This window comes from Anaerococcus obesiensis ph10 (assembly GCF_000311745.1).
Lineage (GTDB): Bacteria > Bacillota > Clostridia > Tissierellales > Peptoniphilaceae > Anaerococcus > Anaerococcus vaginalis.
Genome location: NZ_HE978531.1, coordinates 325,565 through 344,808, shown reverse-complemented (window position 1 = coordinate 344,808; position 19,244 = coordinate 325,565). Strand labels below are relative to the sequence as shown.

The window sequence follows — 19,244 nt, the reverse complement described above, 5'->3', positions numbered from 1 at the left end:
TTTATTTACCGTCCTCAAAAAGACCACTTATTGATTCGTAAGTGTTAATTCTATTTATAGCTTCAGCTAATAAAGGAGCTATTGAGATTTGTTTGATTTTTTGAATTTTCTTTTCTTCAGGTAATTTTATTGTATCTGTAATAACTACTTCTTTTACACAAGAATTTTCTAAATTTTCGCAAGCATTTCCACTTAAAACACCGTGAGTTGCAGCAATTGAAACTTCTTTTGCACCATGTTCTTTTAGATAATTTGCTGCATTGCAAATAGTTCCAGCAGTATCAATAATATCATCAACTAAAATACAATGTTTACCTTCAAAATCTCCAATTACATTCATAACTTCTGAAACATTTGGTCTTGGACGTCTTTTTTCAATTATTGCTATTGTTAATTTTAAATAATCAGCAAAGCTTCTAGCTCTAGTTACTCCTCCTAAATCAGGACTTACTACTACATATTCATCTGGATTGTCAAATGCTTTTTCTTTAAAATATGATGACAATAATCTAATAGCAGTAAAGTGATCAAGAGGTATATCAAAATATCCTTGAATTTGACCAGCATGAAGATCCATTGTTATAACCCTATCAGCTCCAGAAACAGTCATAAGATTTGCTACAAGTTTAGCACTAATTGGTTCTCTTCCTCTAGTTTTTCTATCTTGTCTTGCATAGCCATAATACGGAACTACTAGGTTAACATAACCTGCAGATGCTCTTTTACATGCATCTGTCATAATTAATAATTCCATTAGATTGTCGTTTGTTGGATAAGAAGTAGGTTGAATGATATATACATCCTTGCCTCTTACAGCTTCGTTAATTTTTACATTAATTTCACTATCTGCAAATTTTTTAACTTCAACTTCTCCTAATTTAATGCCCAATGATTTTGCAACAGCTTCTGCTAAATCAGGATTAGAGTTTCCTGCCAATACAACTAAATCGCCTCTTTTGATATGTGATGAACTTGAACATTCACTCATTTTTAATTTTGCTCCTTTAACTTTTCCAAATCTCTTTTTTTCTTTTTTCAACGTAACCAGATATATTTTTTTGTTCAGCTCTTTCTATTGAAAGCTCTCCTTGGTCAACATCTTTTGTTATTGTTGAGCCTGCAGCAATATATCCCTCTTTTTTCACATGAACAGGTGCTACAATATTAGAATTTGATCCTATAAATGCTCCATCTTCAATAATTGACCTATGCTTAAATTTACCATCATAATTTACAAAAATTACTCCACAACCAATATTTATATCTTTACCTAAATCACAATCTCCGATATAAGCTAGGTGTCCTGCTTTTGTATTATCATCAACATTAGAATTTTTAACTTCCACAAAATTTCCAATATGGACATTTTTGCCAAGTTTAGCCTTAGGTCTTAAATGTGAAAACGGACCAATATCTGTACCTTGATCAACAAAAGATTTTTCTATTACAGAATTGTCAATTTTAACCTTATCTTTTATTATTGAATCTTCAATTCTAGATGAGCCTTCAATAATACAATCTTCGCCAATTTCTGTATTTCCTATAATTTTACATGGACCAGATATTACAGTATCTTTTCCAATTTTTACGCCCATTTCAATATCTACTATACTAGGATTATCAATAATTACACCATTTAACATGTGATAATCATTAATTCTTTGTCTTAAAAGTTTTGTAGCATTTGCTAGCTCTTTTTTATTATTTATTCCATAAAATTGATCAGGATTGTCAGACATATAAGCTTCTACTTTTTTTCCTTCATTATTTAAAATTTCGATACAGTCTGTTAAATAATATTCATTGGACTTGTTGTCAGTGTTAATCTTTTTTAAAGAATTTTTTAGATCAATCCCTTTTAAAGCATAGATACCAACGTTGATTTCATTTACTTCTTTTTCTTTTTCGCTTGCATCTTTTTCTTCTACAATTTTTTGGAATTTATTATTTTCTCGTATTATTCTTCCATATCCTTTTGGATTATCAACTTTTGTTGACATAACAGTTAGACTATTGTTATTTTCTTTATGAAAATCAATAAAATCTTCAAGAGATTTTTTTGTAATTAGTGGAATATCTCCATTTAAAATAAGACAATCATCATCGTCATTTATTAAATCAATAGCCATACTTACAGCATAAGCTGTTCCGTAAGGGAATTCTTTTCCAATCTTTTGTTCTTTTATTTCAATATTTGGAAATTTTTCTTTTAATAAATCCTTATTTTTTCCACCAATTATTATAGTATTTGAATTTTCAAATGAGCAAGCATCAACTATATAAGTTATAAGCTCTCTATTTAAAATTTTAGTCATAACTTTTGAGGTATTAGATTTCATTCTAGTACCTTCTCCAGCAGCAAGTATTACATTTTTTAACATCTAATCTCCTTATTCTGGTGCAACTTCTAAAGCAAGTGTCATCATTTGTGTATAAGCACTTTGTCTATTTTCTGCACTATCAGATTCGTTAGATACTAAGGAATCACTAATTGTAAAAACTCCTAAGGCTCTTTTTCCATATTTTCTTGCTACAGTAAAAAGACCATAAGATTCCATCTCTACACATAAAACTCCATATTTTTGTAAATTTTCAAAAACTTTTGGATCCATTTCACTATAAAATTGGTCTGATGAATGAACTTGACCACAGTGAGTTGTGTATCCTAATTCTTGACTTTTTTTGTATGCATCAAGTAATAAATCAAAATCAGGTGTTGGAGAATAATGAATATTTCCAAATAAATTATCGTTAATTGATGATTCACTACAAGCACTTGTTGCAAGAACAATATCGTGTAATTTTATATTTTCTTGCATACTTCCAGCACTTCCAATTCTGACTATTGTATCGACATCATAAAAATTAAATAATTCATTAAAATAAATCATTGATGAAGGAATTCCCATTCCACTTCCCATTACTGAAACTCTTTTTCCTTTATAATAACCAGTATATCCGTACATTCCTCTTGTATTTGTAAATTCTTTTGCATCTTCAAGAAAATTTTCTGCTATATATTTAGCTCTTAAAGGATCTCCTGGCATCAAAACTGTATTTGCTATTTCATCTTTACTTTTTGCTGAAATATGTGGTGTTGGTATTGTCATAATTACTCCTTATTTTTATATTTCTAGTAATATAATATCACTTTTTAAAATATTTTTAAAATAAAAAGGGCTATTGCAAAATTATAAATAAATAATTCTGCAACAGTCCCCTACAAATTAATTATATTTTTCTATATATTTTTTAGCTATCTCTTCTTTAGTAAATCCTAATTCTTTTTGCACATCTTTAAAATTACCTGATATTCCAAATCTATCAATAGAAATATTTATTCCCTTATCTCCTGTAAATTCGCTCCATCCAAATGAACTTGCCATTTCAATTGAAACTCTATTTTTAACATTAGCTGGAAGAATTTTTTCCTTATAAGCTTGGTCTTGTTTTCTAAATAATTCCATTGATGGCATTGATACAACTCTTACATCAATATCAGATTTTTTCAATTCATCTCTTGTTTGTAAAGCTAATTCTACTTCACTACCTGTTGCAATTAAAATTCCATCTGGAACTTCTTTATCAGAATCTTTAATTATATAGGCTCCATTTGAAATATCATCAATATTTTGTGTAGCTTCAAGATTACTTACGTTTTGACGTGTTAAAGCTATAACTACTGGGCAATTTTTGCTTTCAAGAGCAATTTTCCAAGAAAGTCTAACTTCATTTGCATCTGCTGGTCTTAGCATTATTACATTTGGTATTGTTCTAATCATTGCTAATTGTTCTATTGGTTGGTGTGTTGGTCCATCTTCTCCAACAGCAACAGAATCATGAGTGAAAACATAAGTTACAGGAATTTGTGAAAGAGCTGAAATTCTTAAACCTGCTTTTAAATAATCTGAAAATACAAAAAATGTAGAAACGTGATGGAAAGTTCCGCCGTGTGCTACAATGGCATTTGCTATTACACTCATAGCAAATTCTCTAACTCCATACCAAACATTTCTTCCACAAGGATTTGTGTCTGAAAATCTTTCAGCATTTTTTATATTTGTTTTGTTAGATGAAAATAAATCTGCGCTTCCGCCCCAGAAATTTTTTGTGACTTTTGCTAAATCTTGGATTATTTCTCCACTAGAAGCTCTTGTTGCAAGACTATCATCAGATGGAGAATATTTTTTGATTTCTTCCATCCAATTTTCTGGTAATTTTCTTTCAAATCCATTAATATATTCTTTATAGTCTTTTGGATATTTTTCCTTATATTCTGCTAAAAGTTTTTCCCATTTTTCGTATGATTTTTTACCATTTTCTATAATATTTTCTTTGAATGTATCATAAACATCTTCTGAAATTTCAAAATCTTCATATTCCCAATTGTAGAATTTTTTTGCTTCTATAAAATCGTCATTTCCAATTGGTGCACCATGAACTTTATTTGTTCCTTGATTTTTTGAACCATAACCAATAACTGTTTTAACTTCTATAAAAGTTGGACCATTTTTATTTTCTTTTGCTTTATTAATTGCATCATAAATTTCTTCAAGATTATTCCCATCCAAAACTTTAATATAATTCCAATTTTGAGCTTTAACTCTTTGTTCAATATTTTCTGAAAAAGATGTATTTAAATTTCCATCCAAACAAATATCATTTGAATCATGAAGAATTATTAATTTATTTAAATTTAAATGACCTGCTAAAGACATTGATTCGTATGAAATTCCTTCCATCAAATCTCCATCTCCGCATATTGCATAAGTATAATGATCAACTATGTTAAATCCATCTTTGTTATACAATGCAGCAAGATGTTTTTCAGCTATTGCAAATCCAACTGCATTTGCAATTCCTTGGCCCAAAGGACCAGTTGTTACTTCAACACCATCTGTATGTTTTCTTTCTGGATGGCCTGGAGTTTTTGAGCCAATTTGTCTGAAATCTTTTAAATCATCAATACTCAAATCATAGCCTGATAAATGTAATAGAGAGTAAAGCATAGCTGAACCATGGCCAGCTGACAAAACAAATCTATCTCTGTTGTGCCAATTGCTTTTTTTAGGATTAACATTCATTATTTTATTCCACAAAACATAAGCCATAGGACTTGCTCCCATTGGAAGACCTGGATGGCCACTATTTGCTTTTTCAATTTGTGCTATTGATAAACATCTTATTGCATTTACAGCTTTTAAATCTTTTTTATCAAACATTAATTATTCTCCTCAATTTCTTTGATTTTATTTACTCTTTTAAGATGACGTCCGCCTTCAAATTCTGTTGTAGCAAAAATCTCTACAATCATTTTTGCAACTTCTGAGCCAATTACTCTTGAACCTATGCACAAAACATTACTATTATTGTGCGCTCTAGACATTTTTGCAGAATATGTCTCAGACACGCAAGCTGCTCTTATACCTTTAAATTTATTGGCAGCAAGACTCATTCCTATTCCTGTCCCACAAATTAAAACAGCAAAATCAGCTTCTTTGTTTAAAACTTTTTCGCATGCAATTTTTGCAAAATCTGAATAATCACAAGATTCTTTTGTAAATGTTCCAACTTTTTCAACTTCATATCCAAGTTCTAAAAGTTTTTCTTCTACGCTATCAACTAGATCAATACCACCATGATCATTTCCTATTATATATTTCATTAAAAACCTCTCTAACTATTTGCTTATAAATAAAGATTATCATTTTATGACTTTACTGTCAATTTGGTAAAAGTTGTTAGAAATATCAAATTAATGGTCTTTGTATAAATTTTATGGTATAATAGTTAGGCAAAAAATATAAAAATAAAGGAGCATCAATGTTCGAATTTAACATAAATGATTATAAATATAAAAATATACATATGATAGGAATTGGTGGAATTTCCATGAGTGGTATTGCTATTTTATTAAATAATAATGGTTATAAGGTTACAGGATCTGACATTTCAATTTCTGAAACAAGCAAACATTTAGATAAAAATGGAATTAAATATACAATTGGACAAAAAAAAGAAAATATTAAAAATCCAGATTTAGTTATATATACAGATGCAATCGCCGAAAATAATGAAGAATTAGTTGCAGCTAGAAAACTTGATATTCCTGTAGTAAGCCGTGGGGTTTTCTTGGGTGGTTTGATGAAAAACTACAAAAATTCTATTGCAGTTTCTGGTTCTCATGGAAAAAGTACAACAACAAGTATGATTTCAAAAATTCTTATGAATTCTACAAAAAATCCTACTATTTTATTGGGTGGAGATCTTGATGAAATCGAAGGAAATGTTCATGTTGGCGATAAGGATATATTAGTAACAGAAGCTTGTGAATATAAAGGAAATATAAGATATTATTACCCTTCAATTGGAATAATTTTAAATATTGACGAAGATCATCTTGATTATTATAAAGACATAAATGACATAGTTGAAACTTTTAAATTTTACTTGAGAAATCAAAGTAAAGATTCAAAAACAATTTTGAATTTAAATGAAGAAAATAATAAATTAGTTATAGATGCAGTTCAAGGAGAATTGATTACCTATGGACAAGATAATCCTGATGCTGATTATAATGCTACAAATATAAGTTTTGATGAAAGTGGTAAGCCTAGATTTGATTTGATAATGAAAAATGGAGATGTTGAACATTTTGAGCTAGCAATTCTTGGAAGACATAATATAAATAATGCTTGCGCATCAATCATTGCTACTTTAGAAAGTGGTGTTGACATAAAAACGATCAAAAAAAATATCGAAGCCTACACTGGTCTTGAAAGAAGAATGCAATTAATAGGAAATGTTAATGATTGCAATATTATTTTAGATTATGGTCACCATCCTTCAGAAATTCAAGTTAATTTAAATGCCTTGGCTGAACACACAAAAGGAAGACTTATTTGTGTATGGCAACCTCATACTTACACAAGAACTAAGAGATTGTTTAATGAATTTGTTAAATGTTTTGATGAAGCTGATGAAGTTATAATTACTGATATTTTTGCAGCACGTGAACCATTTGATCCAAGTATTTCTAGTAAAGATGTAGTTGATGCTCTAATTAAAACTGGAAAAAGCGCAAAATATATTCCTACATTTGAAAAGGTAAAAGAATACTTATTGTCTGATATTAAAAAAGATGATCAAGTTATAGTTACAGGTAGCGGAGATTCAGATCGTTTAGCTAGAATGATAGCAGGTGTTAGTGAATAAAAGAAATTAAAAAGCAAGTTTTAGAAATTCTTAATTAAAAGATTTTCTTTAACTTGCTTTTTTTTAAGGTTTTTATTTTTAATATAAGTATAATAATATCTACTATTAGACCTATTTCCCCCATCTATTAATAGACTTTTGTCCTTTGTTTTTACTAAAACTGCATTTCCTTGACCTACGTCTATATAAGTAATTTCTAATTCATCTAAATTTGTATATGTATTTTCTTTTTTATTAACAAGCAAAAAAATAAAAAAAGCCGACAGGAATACTATTAATAAGTTTTTAAAATTTATTTTCACTAATCTATTCCTACAGATATGGCAATTGCCGCATCAATTTTTAACATTACCGACTTATCAAAAGAACCTAATTTATCTCTTAGCCTTCTCTTATCGATTGTTCTCAATTGTTCAAGAAGAGCCACGCTATTTTTTGGCAAACCAAATTGATTTGCACTTAAAGAAACATGGGTAGGCAATTTTGATTTTTTTAATTGACTTGTAACAGGAACTACTATAATTGTTGGAGAATATTTATTTCCCATATCATTTTGCACAACAATTACAGGTCTTACTCCTCCCTGTTCGCTCCCTACAACAGGAGAAAGATCTGCATAAAATAAATCTCCTCTTTTAACTTTCATTATTTTCTCCTATAAATTTAGAATTGCATTTATAAATCCTAGGAACTCTTTTTGAAATTGAAGTCATTAATTCATAAGGGATTGTATTAATTTTTTTTGCCTCTTTGTAAATATCTGGATAAATTGTAATATAATCTCCTATTTTACAATCAATATCACTTACATCAATCATCATTTGATCCATACAAACTCTTCCAACAACTCTTGCTAGTTTCCCATTTACTAAAACTTCTCCTATATTTGAAAATGCTCTTTTAAATCCATCTGCATAACCTATTGCAACTGTAGCAACTTTCATATCTTTATCAGCAGTAAAGGTTCTGCCATAAGAAATGCTTGTTCCTTTTTCTACATTTTTTACAAAAGAAATTTGTGCTTTAAATTCAAAAGCTTGTTCTAATTTAATTTTTGAAATTTCTTTTATATAATCAGATGGATAAACGCCATACAAAGAAATCCCTACCCTCAACAAGTCTGATTTAAAATCATATTCCATTGATGCTGCAGAATTTGCAATATGAACTAATTTTAAATCAAAATCATCTTTGATTTGGTCTATTATGTATGTGAATTTTTTATATTGTTCATTTGTATATGTTAAATCTTTCTCATCAGCTGTTGCAAAATGAGAAAAAGCTCCTATGAAATTTAAATTTTCAAGCTCTTTTAATTTTTTATTTTTTCTATTTCAAAATCTCTAAATCCAATTCTTGTATGTCCTGTATCAAGCCCAATATGACAATTTATTTTTGAATTTAATTTACTATTTATTTCTTTAGCATAATCTAAATCATAAATTACTACATCAATATTTAATTTGCCACATTCATTATATTTATCTATAGGCAAATATCCTAATATTAAAATAGGAGTATTAATTCCATTGTCTCTTAAATATTTTGCCTCTTTAAATTGAGCTACAGCTATGTAATCTATGTAATTTTTTATGTAATTTGCAACTTCTAAAGAACCTAGCCCGTAAGCGTCAGCCTTTAAAACTGCACAAAATTTTGAATTTTGAGATTTTTCTTTTATTGATTTGATATTATTTAATATTTTGTCTAAATCAACTAATAAATAATTTTCTTCCATCATTAACACCTCATTAATTTATAGGTCTTTGGTAAATTTTTTATAATATCACTAGCAATTAGTGAATCTTGAGAGTTTTCTAAAGAATAAATATCTCCAGCAAGCCCATGAATGTAAACAGACAAAACCGCCGCATCATACGGTTTCATAATAGCTAAATTTGAAAGTAAAATTCCTGTCAAAACATCTCCGCTACCAGCTGTCGCCATTCCATTATTTCCAGATTCATTTATGTAAATATTTACACCATCTGTAACAATTGTATTTTTTCCTTTCAAAACTAAAACAATATTATGTTTTTTTGCAAATTCAAAAGAAACTTTTGCCCTATTGTTTTTTATATAATCTAAAGGCAAATTTGAAATTCTAGAAAATTCCATTTCATGCGGAGTTAAAACAATATTTTCTTTCTTATCTATTATTTCAATATTTTCTTTCAAAGCATTTAGTCCATCTGCATCAATTAATAGATTTTTTTCATAATTTTGGATTATTTTTTCTATTAATTTATAAAGATTATTTCCCTTGCCCATACCAGGACCAATTCCTATTGCATCTTTATTTTTTATTAGTGATAAAATTTTATTGCTTATTTTTTCTGAGTAATAAAAATAATCACAATCTACCTCATTTATTATACTTTCTGTAGATTTTATTTGTAAAATGTCAGAAATAGATGAAGGACAAATAATATAAGAAAGACCACATCCCGAACGTAAAGATGCACAAGATGACAAATAAACAGAACCAGCCATTCCTTTTTGCCCACCAATTATTGCAACTTTTCCAAAATCTCCCTTGTGTCCATCTTTTGGTCTATCTTTTAATAATTTTTTTACAGATTTATTTATTTCAATATAATTTTCTTTTTTTAAGCAAATAGCAAGAGCATAATTTCCGTCATGGCTTATACTCAAATTTAATTGTGTTTTATTATTATCAATAAAAACAATCGGTTTATTACCTATATGTTTGATTTCTATTTTTTTTCTCAATATGTAGGCTAAATTAAAACCACAAGCCTTAATAATAGCTTCTTTTGCTGCAAAAATTCCAGCAAAAGTTTGTAATGAATTTTTCTTTTTTTTAGAATAATGAATTTCATTATCAGTAAATATTTTACTCTCAAAATCTTTTTTTTCTAATTTTTCTTTAAATTTTTCAATATTTACTATGTCAATTCCTATCATTTTCTATTCCTCAATTTTTGAAATGATTCTTCTGCATTTTTAATTATTTCTTTCTCATTTAAATAAACAAATTTTTTATCATCATACACAAGATCACCATTAATTATTACATAAGAAACATCTTTATCAAAAGTTGAATAAGGCAAGGATGAAATCAAATTATTTTGTGGTGTATGGTTAGGATTATTTAAATCAATTAAAATAATATCTGCAAGTTTTCCTTCTTCCAAAGTTCCAATTTTATCATCAAGTCCCAATGCCTTCGCCCCATTTATTGTAGCCATTTTTAAAACATCATAAGCTTTTAAATTTTGAGGATTTTTATATTTTGACACAAGTGATGCTAAAGAAATTTCTTTTATCATTGATAAATTATTATTGCTTGCAGATGAATCTGTACCCATAGCTAAATTTATTTTCTTATTAATCACTCTTGTACAATCTAAAAATCCCGATGAAAGTTTCAAATTACTTGAAGGATTGTGAACTACACTAACATCATATTTTGATAAAATACCTAAATCTTTATCTGATAAATAAACTCCATGAGCTGCTATTGTTTTATTTTCAAAAATTCCACATTCTTCAAAGACTTCAGTTGGACTTTGATTAAATCTTTTCATACAATCTGTGTTTTCTGTTTTTGTTTCAGATAAATGAATATGAACTGGCATCTTATATTTTTTTGCGTATTTATTTATTTCTTTTAGATAATTTTTATCTGTTGTGTAAACCGCGTGAGGTCCAAAAGCTATATTTATTCTTCCATCTTGAGAATTTTCATATTTTTTAAAAAGATCAATATTTTCTTTTATTTTTGTACAGTCTTTATCTTCAAGAGTAAGTCCTCTTGAAATTTGCGCTCGCATTTTTGATTTTTCTAGGGCTTTTATAGTTTGATCTTCAAAATAATACATGTCTGCAAAACTTGTTGTTCCTGTCATAATCATTTCAGCTTGAGATAAGAGTGAGGCCCAATAAACATCTTCTGCAATTAATTTATCTTCCAAAGGCCAAATTTTTTCATTTAGCCAAGTCATTAATTCAACATCATCGCTAAAATTTCTAAATAAACTCATCCCAACATGGGTGTGAGCATTTACAAAACCAGGCATTGCAAGATAATTTTTGCCATCTATTTTTTTATCATAAGAAAAATCAATTTTATCACTTGTAATCTTTTTTATTTTTTCATTTTCTATATAAATATTTCCATTTTTTATTACTTCCCCATCAACCATTGTGAGGATTTTTACATTTTCTATAAGTATATTCATAATAAATAAGAGTAGCTAAAAAGCTTACTCTTATAACTCTCCTATTCTTTCTTTTAATAAGATATTTATTTGTTGTGGATTAGCCTTTCCTTTAGTTTTTTTCATACATTGACCAACTAAAAATCCAAAAGCTCTATCTTTACCATTTTTTATGTCTTCAATTGATTGAGAATTTTCGCTTAAGACTTCTTTAACTACATCTTCTAAGAAATTTTCATCATTAATTTGAAGAAGATTTCTATCTTTAGCAAGTTTTTCTGGATCTTCATTTGATTCAAAAATTTCTCTTAATAATTTTTTTCCAACATTATTGTTAATTTTATTAGACAAAACTAAATTTATTAATTTAGAGAAATTTTCTACAGATAAATTCATTTGATCTGCTTCAATTTCACTTTCATTTAGCCTTCTTGAAAGCTCACTTAGTATCCAATTTGAAACTTCCTTAGGATTTTTTACCAAATCATTTGTTTTTTCAAATAAATTTGCAAGATTTCTATCGTTTGACAAAAGTTTTGCATCATATTCTGAAAGCTTATATTCTTTCATATATCTTTTTGCTTTTGCTTCAGGCAATTCTGGTAAATTTTCTTTTATTTCATTAATAAATTCTTTGCTAAGCTCAATTCTTGGTATATCTGCTTCTATAGAAAATCTATAATCATTAGCAGTTTCTTTAGTTCTCATAGAAATTGTAGTTTGAGAATCGTCATCCCATCTTCTGGTTTCTTTTACTGATTTTTTTCCTTCTTCAAGCATTTTTTTATGTCTATCAGTTTCAAATAAAAGAGCATCTTCGATTGCTTTTATTGAATTTAGATTTTTAATCTCAGATATTGTTGTTTTTTCTCCATTATCAAGATTTTCTAGATTTATATTTACGTCGCAACGCATTTGCCCTTCTGCCATAATACAATCGGAAACTTCCAAAAATCTTAAAGTTTGAGCTAATTTTTCAACAAATTCTCTTGCTTGTTTTGCAGATTTTAAATCTGGTTCTGTAACAATTTCGATTAGAGGAAGTCCTGCTCTGTTATAATCCATTAGGGTGTTATTACTTTCATCGTGATTAGATTTTGCTGTATCTTCTTCCATGTGTATAGAATTTAGTCTAATTTCATCTCCATCACTTAAAATAATATGTCCACCAACAGCATAAGGCTCGTCTTGTTGGGTTATTTGGTATCCCTTTACAAGGTCTGGATAAAAATATTTTTTTCTATCCATTTTCATTGATTCTCTTATTTCACAATCTAAGGCAAGACCTGCTTTTATAGCATATCTTACAGCTTCTTTATTAATTAAAGGTAATGTTCCTGGGTGTCCTAAGCAAATTGGACAAGTGTTTGTGTTTGGAACAGCTCCAAATTCATTTTTACAGGAACAAAACATTTTGGTTTTTGTAGATAATTCAACGTGAATTTCTAATCCTATAATAGTTCTAGTTTTCATTTATTTTCCTTTCGAAAGTTTCGCAAGCATTTATTATATCTTTATCCTTAAATCTATCTCCAATAATTTGAATACTTCCAGATATTCCATCTCTTACTGGAATAGAAATTCCGCAAGAACCTGTTAGATTTACACAAACATTAAATATATCTGAAGAAAAATCTTTTAATGGATCATCAGTATATATTCCTAATTTTGATGGAAGATCCACTGTTGTTGGAGTAATTAATAAATCATAGTTTTTAAATATTTCTTTAAATTCTTCCACTATCAAAGTTCTTAATTTTAGTCCTTGCTTGTAAATTCTTTGGTCATCTTCACTTGATAAATACATAGTTCCAAGTGCAATTCTTCTTTGAACATTTTCTCCAAAACCTTCAGACCTATTTTTTATAAATAATTCTTCAACATTTTTATACTCATCAGTTTGGTGACCATATCTAATTCCATCAAATCTTGATAAATTGCTTGAAACTTCAGAGCTCATTACAACATTATAAACTTCATTTGCATATTTAGAATATTTTAAATCTATTGGACAAATCTCTGCTCCCAATTCTTTTAAAATATTTATTGCATAATTGTAATCATCTTCTACTTCTTTATCTAAATTATAAAAATTAGCTTCATTTTTTATGACTGCAATTTTTTTATCAGAAAAATCAAAATTTTCTTTTTCAAAATTATAAAAATCTAGGCAAGAAGTCATATCTAACTTATCAGGAGATTGGCTTGCACTAGCAATTATTCTCAAATCTTCTACATTTTTTGCAAATAATGAAACTTGATCTAAACTATTTGCCATAGAAACAACACCATACCTACTCATAAGTGAATATGTAGGTTTATAACCAATAATACTACAATAACTTGCAGGTTGTCTTACTGACCCACCTGTATCAGTTCCAAGAGAAACTAAAACATCTCCTTTTGCAACACTAACAGCAGAGCCTGATGAAGAACCACCTGGAATTAAACTTTCATCTAAAGGATTTTTTATTGGGCCAAAATATGAAGTTTCTCCAGAGCCTCCCATTGCAAACTCATCCATATTTGTTTTTGCAATAATAATAGCATCTTCTTTTAATAGATTTTCTACAACAGTTGCATTATAAACTGGCTCGAAATCTTCTAACATTTTTGATGCACAAGTTAGTTTCATATTTTTATATGAAATATTATCTTTTACACTCACAGGAATTCCAAATAAAGCTCCAATTTTTTCGCCTTTATTTAATTTTTCATCTAAATATTTTGCCCTATCCAAACTATCTTGTTCATTAAAAGAAATATAAGCATTTAAATTATCGTTTTTAATTTTTTCTAATACATTTTTTGTATTATCATAGACTGAAATTTCTTTATTTATAAATTTATCTATAGTATTTTTAATATCCATAATAGCTCCTTATAATTTCCAATTCAATCTAAAATAACCATATTCTTTATCTTTTGCATTTTTTAGAGCATCTTGTCTATCTAAAGATTTTCCTTCTATATCTTCTCTTAATACAGCCTTATGATTATCTAACATTTCAGTCATTTTTACATCTTTACAATCCACATCAAAAATATGGTCAATAAAATCTAAAATTTTATTATATTTATCAGAAATTATATCAATATCTTGATTTGATAAATCAAGATTTGCTAATTTATAAATTCTTATAACTTCATTTTTGTCCATTTATTCCTCCTCTAATTTTTTTAAAAATTCAAATAATTCTTGATTTTCTAAAATTTTTACACCCAAATTTTCTGCTTTTTCTTTTTTACTTCCAGGTTTTTCTCCACACAAAACCAAATCAGTATTTTTTGATACCGAAGAAGTAACATCTCCATTATTTTTTATAATTAAATTTTTAATATCATTTCTTTTGTAATTTTCTATTGTACCAGTTATAACAATTTTCATTCCATCAAGTGAATTAGATTTTTCGCTAGTGTCAATAGCTTTTATTTTAATTCCCTTAGACAATAAAATATCCAGTGATTTTTTGATATTAGGGTCGTTGAAAAAATCAACTATGTCCTCTGCTGTTTTTTCCCCTATATCTTCAATCTCGATTAAGTCCTCTTGCTTACTTTCTCTAAGTTTATCAAAACTTTTATATTTTTCTGCCAAATCTCTTGCAGTTTTTATACCTACATTTGGAATTCCAATTGCATGGATAAAATGATTTAATTCACAAGATTTGCTATTTTCAATGGCATTTAATAAATTATTGGTCTTTTTTTCTTTAAAAGATTCCAAATTAATCAAATCTTCATAAGTAATATCATAAAGGTCGTAGATTTCCTTAATGCCTAATTTATTTATAAATAATTCAATGGTTTTTTCAGACAAACCTTCTATATCCATTGCATCTCTTGATGCAAAATGTACCATTCTAGCTTTTAATTGAGGAGTACATGAAATTGAATTTGGACAATATATATGAACATTTCCTTCAATTAATTCACTGTGACAATAAGGACATTTATCCGGTTTTTCTATTTCTTTTGTGTTTTCTTGATTTTCATCAACAACTCCCAAAATTTCAGGAATTACATCATTTGATCTTCTAATAAAAACTTTTGAACCAATTTTTAATTTTTTTCTTAAAATATCATCGTAATTATTAAGGGTGGCTCTTTGAACAGTCACTCCAGAAAAGTCAACTGGTTCAAGGATTGCTGACGGTGTAACTTTTCCTGATCGACCTACATTCCACACAACATCTAATAAAGTTGTTGTGTATTCCTCTGGATCATATTTATAAGCAATAGACCATCTTGGAAATTTATTTGTATAGCCTAAAACTTCTTGAGTTTTTACATCATTAACCTTAATTACAACACCATCTGTCAAAACATCAATATGATGTCTTTCTTCTTTTATAAAATCAATTTCTTTTACTATATCATCAAATTTATTTATTACTTTTTTATAAGGATAAACTGGAAGTTTTTGTTCTTTTAAAAAATTTAATTTTTCTTCTTCAGTATTAAAATCAAGACTATTTGTTGAAATTTGATAAAAATAAGCTTTTAAATTTCTTTTTTTTGTTTGACTTGTATCAAGATTTCTTATTGCGCCCGCCGCAGCATTTCTTGCATTTTTTAAAGGTATTTCATTTTCTTCATTGTATTTTTTAAGACTAGACAAGGGCATTACAGCTTCCCCTTGAATTTCTAATAATGATTTTTCTTTTATTTTTGTTGGAATGGTTGGAATAGTTAAAACTTGTTTGGTTACATCTTCTCCTTCTATACCATTTCCTCTTGTAGCTGCAGTTTTTAATAAACCATTTTCATAAGTTAAATTAATAGTTAAACCGTCAAATTTATATTCTGTAATAAATTCTAATTCTTCTAATTTATCTTCATGAGTTTTATTATATTGGTCTCGTAATTTTTTAGTTCTTATAAGCCAATCTTTTAATTGAGTTATATTTTGCGATTTATCTTGGGAATATAATCTTGTAATATGAAAGTGCTTTTCGAACTTATCTAATATTGCTCCACCAACTCTTTGGGTTGGAGAAAATTCATTTACATAGCCTGTCTTTTTTTCTAGATTTAAAAGCTCATCATACAACTTATCATATTCTCCATCTGAAACTATGGGATTATCTAAGGTATAGTAATGATAATTTAATTCATTTATTTTATCAATTAACTCATCTATTTTTATTTTATCTATATTATCCATTTTAAAGCCTCTTAATTGGAGCATAGTCTTGGTTTAGCTTTTTTAATCCTTTTTTATCAAAAGCTACAACAAGCTCATTGCCATCGTCTGATTTTTTCACTTGAACTATCATTCCCTCTCCCCATTTGGTGTGAATAATTTTATCTCCAATTTGAAAATCTTCTTTTGATGATTCTTTTACAGTATTTTTCTTTAGAACACTCTCTCTTGCCTTATCTCTCATATAAGCTTCATTGCTTTTCATTTTTACATAAGGGGAGTAGGCAGGAGTTTTATCTTGATCAATTTTTTTGATTAGAGATTTCACTTCATTTAAAAATCTTGAAGGCTTATAATATACAGCCTGACCAAATTGTCTTCTAATTTCTGCACTTGAAAGATATAATTTTTCCATTGCCCTTGTTATTGCAACGTAGCAAAGTCTTCTTTCTTCTTCAATATTTCCCTCATCAATACTTCTTTTTGATGGAAATAAACCTTCATCCATTCCAACGACAAAACAAACTTTAAATTCAAGTCCTTTGGCTGAATGAATCGTCATAAGAGAAATAGCATCATCACTATTTTCAGTTTTATCTAGATCTGATAAAAGAGATAAATTTTCTAAATAATCATAGATATTATCTTCTGGATTATTTGACTGATATTCTGCTGCTGAGGAAATAAATTCATTTAAATTATCAATCCTCGACCTATTTTCTACAGAATAAGATTCTTCCAAAGCTTTTATGTATCCACTTTTATCAAGTATTTCTTCTATCAATTCCACAATGTCATAATCTTTATAATTGTCAAAAATTTTTGCCAATGGATTATAAAATTTTTCACAAGAACTTTTTAATTTTGTAGGAAGATTTGAAAACAAAGACGGATCACAAACAAGCTCTGTTAAAGAAAATCCTAATTTATTGGCTTCTTTTTCTAATTTTTCTACAGTTTTATCGCCTATTCCTTTTTTTGGTTCATTTATTATTCTTTTTAAACTAATATCATCTTTTGGATTCACTAAAATTTTTAGGTAAGAGATAAGATCTTTTATTTCTTTTCTATCATAGAATTTAAGCCCACCAATAACCTTATAATCAAGTAGATTTTTCATAAGATATTCTTCAAAAATCCTTGATTGAGCATTCATCCTATATAAAATCGCCATATCTTTAAGTCTATAGCCATCATTTAGTAAAGAATTAATCTCATCTATAACAAATTTTCCCTCTTCTGATTCTACAGAAGATTTTTTATATAAAACTTCTGATCCATCATTTTTTGATGTCCAAAGATTTTTTTCTTTTCTTTCGTTATTATTTTTGATTAGTTTATTTGCAACATTAATAATATTAGAAGTTGACCTATAATTTTCTTCAAGTTTTATAGTTTTTGCATCCTTAAAGTCTTTTTCAAAGTCCAAAATATTATTAATATCAGCTCCCCTAAAACTATAAATTGATTGGTCAGCATCTCCAACAACTCTAACGTTATTGTGACCTTTTCCAATAAATTTAATAAGTTCATATTGGCTTTTGTTAGTATCTTGGTATTCATCTACAAAAAGATATTCAAATTTATCTTGATAGAATTTCAAAGTATTTGAATCTTCAGCAAATAATTCCAAAGTTTTTAAAATCAAATCATCAAAATCTAAAGAATTGTATTCAAATTTTTTCTTTTCATAATTTTTATAAATATCATAATATTCTTCTTGCTTTGCATAAAAAGTATTAATATTTAAAAATTCTTTTGGACTAATTGATTTATTTTTACAATAGCTTATAAGGTTTAAAGCCTCTTTTGGGCTAATATCATCTTTATAATTTAAATCATTAATAATTTCTTTGACCAAGGTTTTTTGATCATTTGTATCGTATATAGTGAAATTATTATCATATCCTATTTTATTTATATTCATCCTAAGTATTCTTGCACAAATAGAATGAAAAGTACCAATCCATAAGTGAGAAACATCTTCATCTAACAGATCTGATATTCTTTCTTTCATTTCATTGGCAGCTTTATTTGTAAAAGTTATAGCTAAAATATTAACTGGATTTACATTTTTTTCTTTTATTAGATAAGCAATGCTTGTGGTTAATACTCTAGTTTTTCCACTCCCAGCTCCTGCAACAACAAGAAGGGGTCCTTTGTCGTGCAAAACTGCCTCTTTTTGTTTATCATTTAAATTAGATAAGTCCATTTTTCACATCCTTTCATCCTAATAATTATACCACAAGAAACAAAGTAATCTAAAGCATAAAAATTTTATAAAAAAATAAATTAATCAGAGCAAAGACAATTTTAAAATAAAAAAACGAATCTATCAAATTGATAAATTCGTCTTAATTTTTAAATTTTTTTAATTTATTTTTTATTTTTTTCTTCTTTTAAATTATTTTCAATTAATTTTTCCAAAACTAAATCATATCCATCAGTTCCATAATGAAGTGATCTATTTACTCTAGAAATTGTTGCTGTTGATGCTCCAGTTTGTTCTTCTATTTCACTATAAGTTTTTCTGATTTTTAATAATTTTGCAACTTGTAGTCTTTGAGAAATTGATTGAAGTTCCCTTGCTGTGCAAGCATCTTCAAAAAAATCGTAGCACTCATCTCTATTTTTTAACATTAAAATAGCATCAAAAAATTCATCTAATTCTTTACTTTGTAATTTTGAATCTGTCATAT

General features: G+C 27.7%; 18 protein-coding genes. 1 reads left to right on the top strand and 17 read right to left on the bottom strand.

All coding sequences use genetic code 11. The annotated features are described in order from the left end of the window. Nucleotide 1 precedes the first annotated feature (1 nt). The 5 genes from HGAG_RS01745 to rpiB form a co-directional block, all read right to left on the bottom strand. A complete protein-coding gene (locus tag HGAG_RS01745) occupies nucleotides 2-988 on the bottom strand; it encodes a ribose-phosphate diphosphokinase (protein ID WP_026074028.1) in 987 nt (328 codons plus the stop codon). A gap of 16 nt (nucleotides 989-1,004) precedes the next feature. Then, on the bottom strand, nucleotides 1,005-2,381 hold the full coding sequence (gene glmU, locus HGAG_RS01740; RefSeq protein WP_019117652.1) for a bifunctional UDP-N-acetylglucosamine diphosphorylase/glucosamine-1-phosphate N-acetyltransferase GlmU: 1,377 nt from the start codon (nucleotides 2,379-2,381) through the stop codon (nucleotides 1,005-1,007). A gap of 9 nt (nucleotides 2,382-2,390) precedes the next feature. Then, complete coding sequence (gene deoD / locus HGAG_RS01735; RefSeq protein WP_019117651.1) at nucleotides 2,391-3,110, bottom strand: purine-nucleoside phosphorylase; 720 nt, start codon at nucleotides 3,108-3,110, stop codon at nucleotides 2,391-2,393. A gap of 117 nt (nucleotides 3,111-3,227) precedes the next feature. Continuing rightward, a complete protein-coding gene (gene tkt, locus HGAG_RS01730) occupies nucleotides 3,228-5,222 on the bottom strand; it encodes a transketolase (RefSeq protein ID WP_019117650.1) in 1,995 nt (664 codons plus the stop codon). Further along, a complete protein-coding gene (gene rpiB / locus HGAG_RS01725; protein ID WP_019117649.1) occupies nucleotides 5,222-5,665 on the bottom strand; it encodes a ribose 5-phosphate isomerase B in 444 nt (147 codons plus the stop codon). The genes tkt and rpiB overlap by 1 nt, the downstream gene beginning before the upstream one ends. A gap of 158 nt (nucleotides 5,666-5,823) precedes the next feature. Here rpiB and murC point away from each other — a divergent pair, with 158 nt between their 5' ends. Then, complete coding sequence (gene murC / locus HGAG_RS01720; RefSeq protein WP_019117648.1) at nucleotides 5,824-7,215, top strand: UDP-N-acetylmuramate--L-alanine ligase; 1,392 nt, start codon at nucleotides 5,824-5,826, stop codon at nucleotides 7,213-7,215. A 20-nt stretch (nucleotides 7,216-7,235) separates the two neighbouring features. Here murC and HGAG_RS01715 read toward each other — a convergent pair whose 3' ends face one another. The 12 genes from HGAG_RS01715 to HGAG_RS01665 all read right to left on the bottom strand — a co-directional run bounded on the left by HGAG_RS01715 (nucleotide 7,236) and on the right by HGAG_RS01665 (nucleotide 19,242). Beyond that, complete coding sequence (locus HGAG_RS01715) at nucleotides 7,236-7,460, bottom strand: MBL fold metallo-hydrolase (RefSeq protein WP_244263795.1); 225 nt, start codon at nucleotides 7,458-7,460, stop codon at nucleotides 7,236-7,238. Nucleotides 7,461-7,516: 56 nt separating this feature from the next. Further along, on the bottom strand, nucleotides 7,517-7,861 hold the full coding sequence (locus HGAG_RS01710) for a type II toxin-antitoxin system PemK/MazF family toxin (RefSeq protein ID WP_019117646.1): 345 nt from the start codon (nucleotides 7,859-7,861) through the stop codon (nucleotides 7,517-7,519). Then, entirely contained in the window at nucleotides 7,851-8,504 is a 654-nt protein-coding gene (alr, locus tag HGAG_RS12385; RefSeq protein WP_341871708.1) for an alanine racemase, read from the bottom strand. The genes HGAG_RS01710 and alr overlap by 11 nt, the downstream gene beginning before the upstream one ends. A 23-nt stretch (nucleotides 8,505-8,527) precedes the next feature. Continuing rightward, nucleotides 8,528-8,953 carry an alanine racemase gene (locus tag HGAG_RS12380; protein ID WP_341871700.1) on the bottom strand — a complete coding sequence of 142 codons (426 nt, stop codon included), beginning with the start codon at nucleotides 8,951-8,953 and terminating at the stop codon, nucleotides 8,528-8,530. Between the two features lie 2 nt (nucleotides 8,954-8,955). Further along, nucleotides 8,956-10,143, bottom strand: a complete 1,188-nt coding sequence (locus tag HGAG_RS01700; protein ID WP_019117645.1) for an NAD(P)H-hydrate dehydratase — start codon at nucleotides 10,141-10,143, stop codon at nucleotides 8,956-8,958. Then, nucleotides 10,140-11,420, bottom strand: coding sequence for an amidohydrolase (locus HGAG_RS01695; RefSeq protein ID WP_019117644.1), 1,281 nt, complete (start codon nucleotides 11,418-11,420; stop codon nucleotides 10,140-10,142). The genes HGAG_RS01700 and HGAG_RS01695 overlap by 4 nt, the downstream gene beginning before the upstream one ends. 30 nt (nucleotides 11,421-11,450) lie before the next feature. Further along, nucleotides 11,451-12,872 (bottom strand): Asp-tRNA(Asn)/Glu-tRNA(Gln) amidotransferase subunit GatB, encoded by a 1,422-nt coding sequence (gene gatB, locus HGAG_RS01690; RefSeq protein WP_019117643.1) that lies wholly within the window; start codon nucleotides 12,870-12,872, stop codon nucleotides 11,451-11,453. Continuing rightward, entirely contained in the window at nucleotides 12,862-14,271 is a 1,410-nt protein-coding gene (gene gatA, locus HGAG_RS01685; RefSeq protein ID WP_019117642.1) for an Asp-tRNA(Asn)/Glu-tRNA(Gln) amidotransferase subunit GatA, read from the bottom strand. The genes gatB and gatA overlap by 11 nt, the downstream gene beginning before the upstream one ends. A gap of 9 nt (nucleotides 14,272-14,280) precedes the next feature. Further along, nucleotides 14,281-14,559 (bottom strand): Asp-tRNA(Asn)/Glu-tRNA(Gln) amidotransferase subunit GatC, encoded by a 279-nt coding sequence (gene gatC / locus HGAG_RS01680; RefSeq protein WP_019117641.1) that lies wholly within the window; start codon nucleotides 14,557-14,559, stop codon nucleotides 14,281-14,283. Beyond that, nucleotides 14,560-16,566 carry an NAD-dependent DNA ligase LigA gene (gene ligA, locus HGAG_RS01675; RefSeq protein WP_019117640.1) on the bottom strand — a complete coding sequence of 669 codons (2,007 nt, stop codon included), beginning with the start codon at nucleotides 16,564-16,566 and terminating at the stop codon, nucleotides 14,560-14,562. It lies immediately after the preceding gene. A 1-nt stretch (nucleotide 16,567) separates the two neighbouring features. Continuing rightward, nucleotides 16,568-18,757 carry an ATP-dependent helicase gene (locus HGAG_RS01670; RefSeq protein ID WP_019117639.1) on the bottom strand — a complete coding sequence of 730 codons (2,190 nt, stop codon included), beginning with the start codon at nucleotides 18,755-18,757 and terminating at the stop codon, nucleotides 16,568-16,570. A gap of 164 nt (nucleotides 18,758-18,921) precedes the next feature. After that, a complete protein-coding gene (locus tag HGAG_RS01665) occupies nucleotides 18,922-19,242 on the bottom strand; it encodes a YerC/YecD family TrpR-related protein (RefSeq protein WP_004838856.1) in 321 nt (106 codons plus the stop codon). Nucleotides 19,243-19,244: the final 2 nt, after the last annotated feature.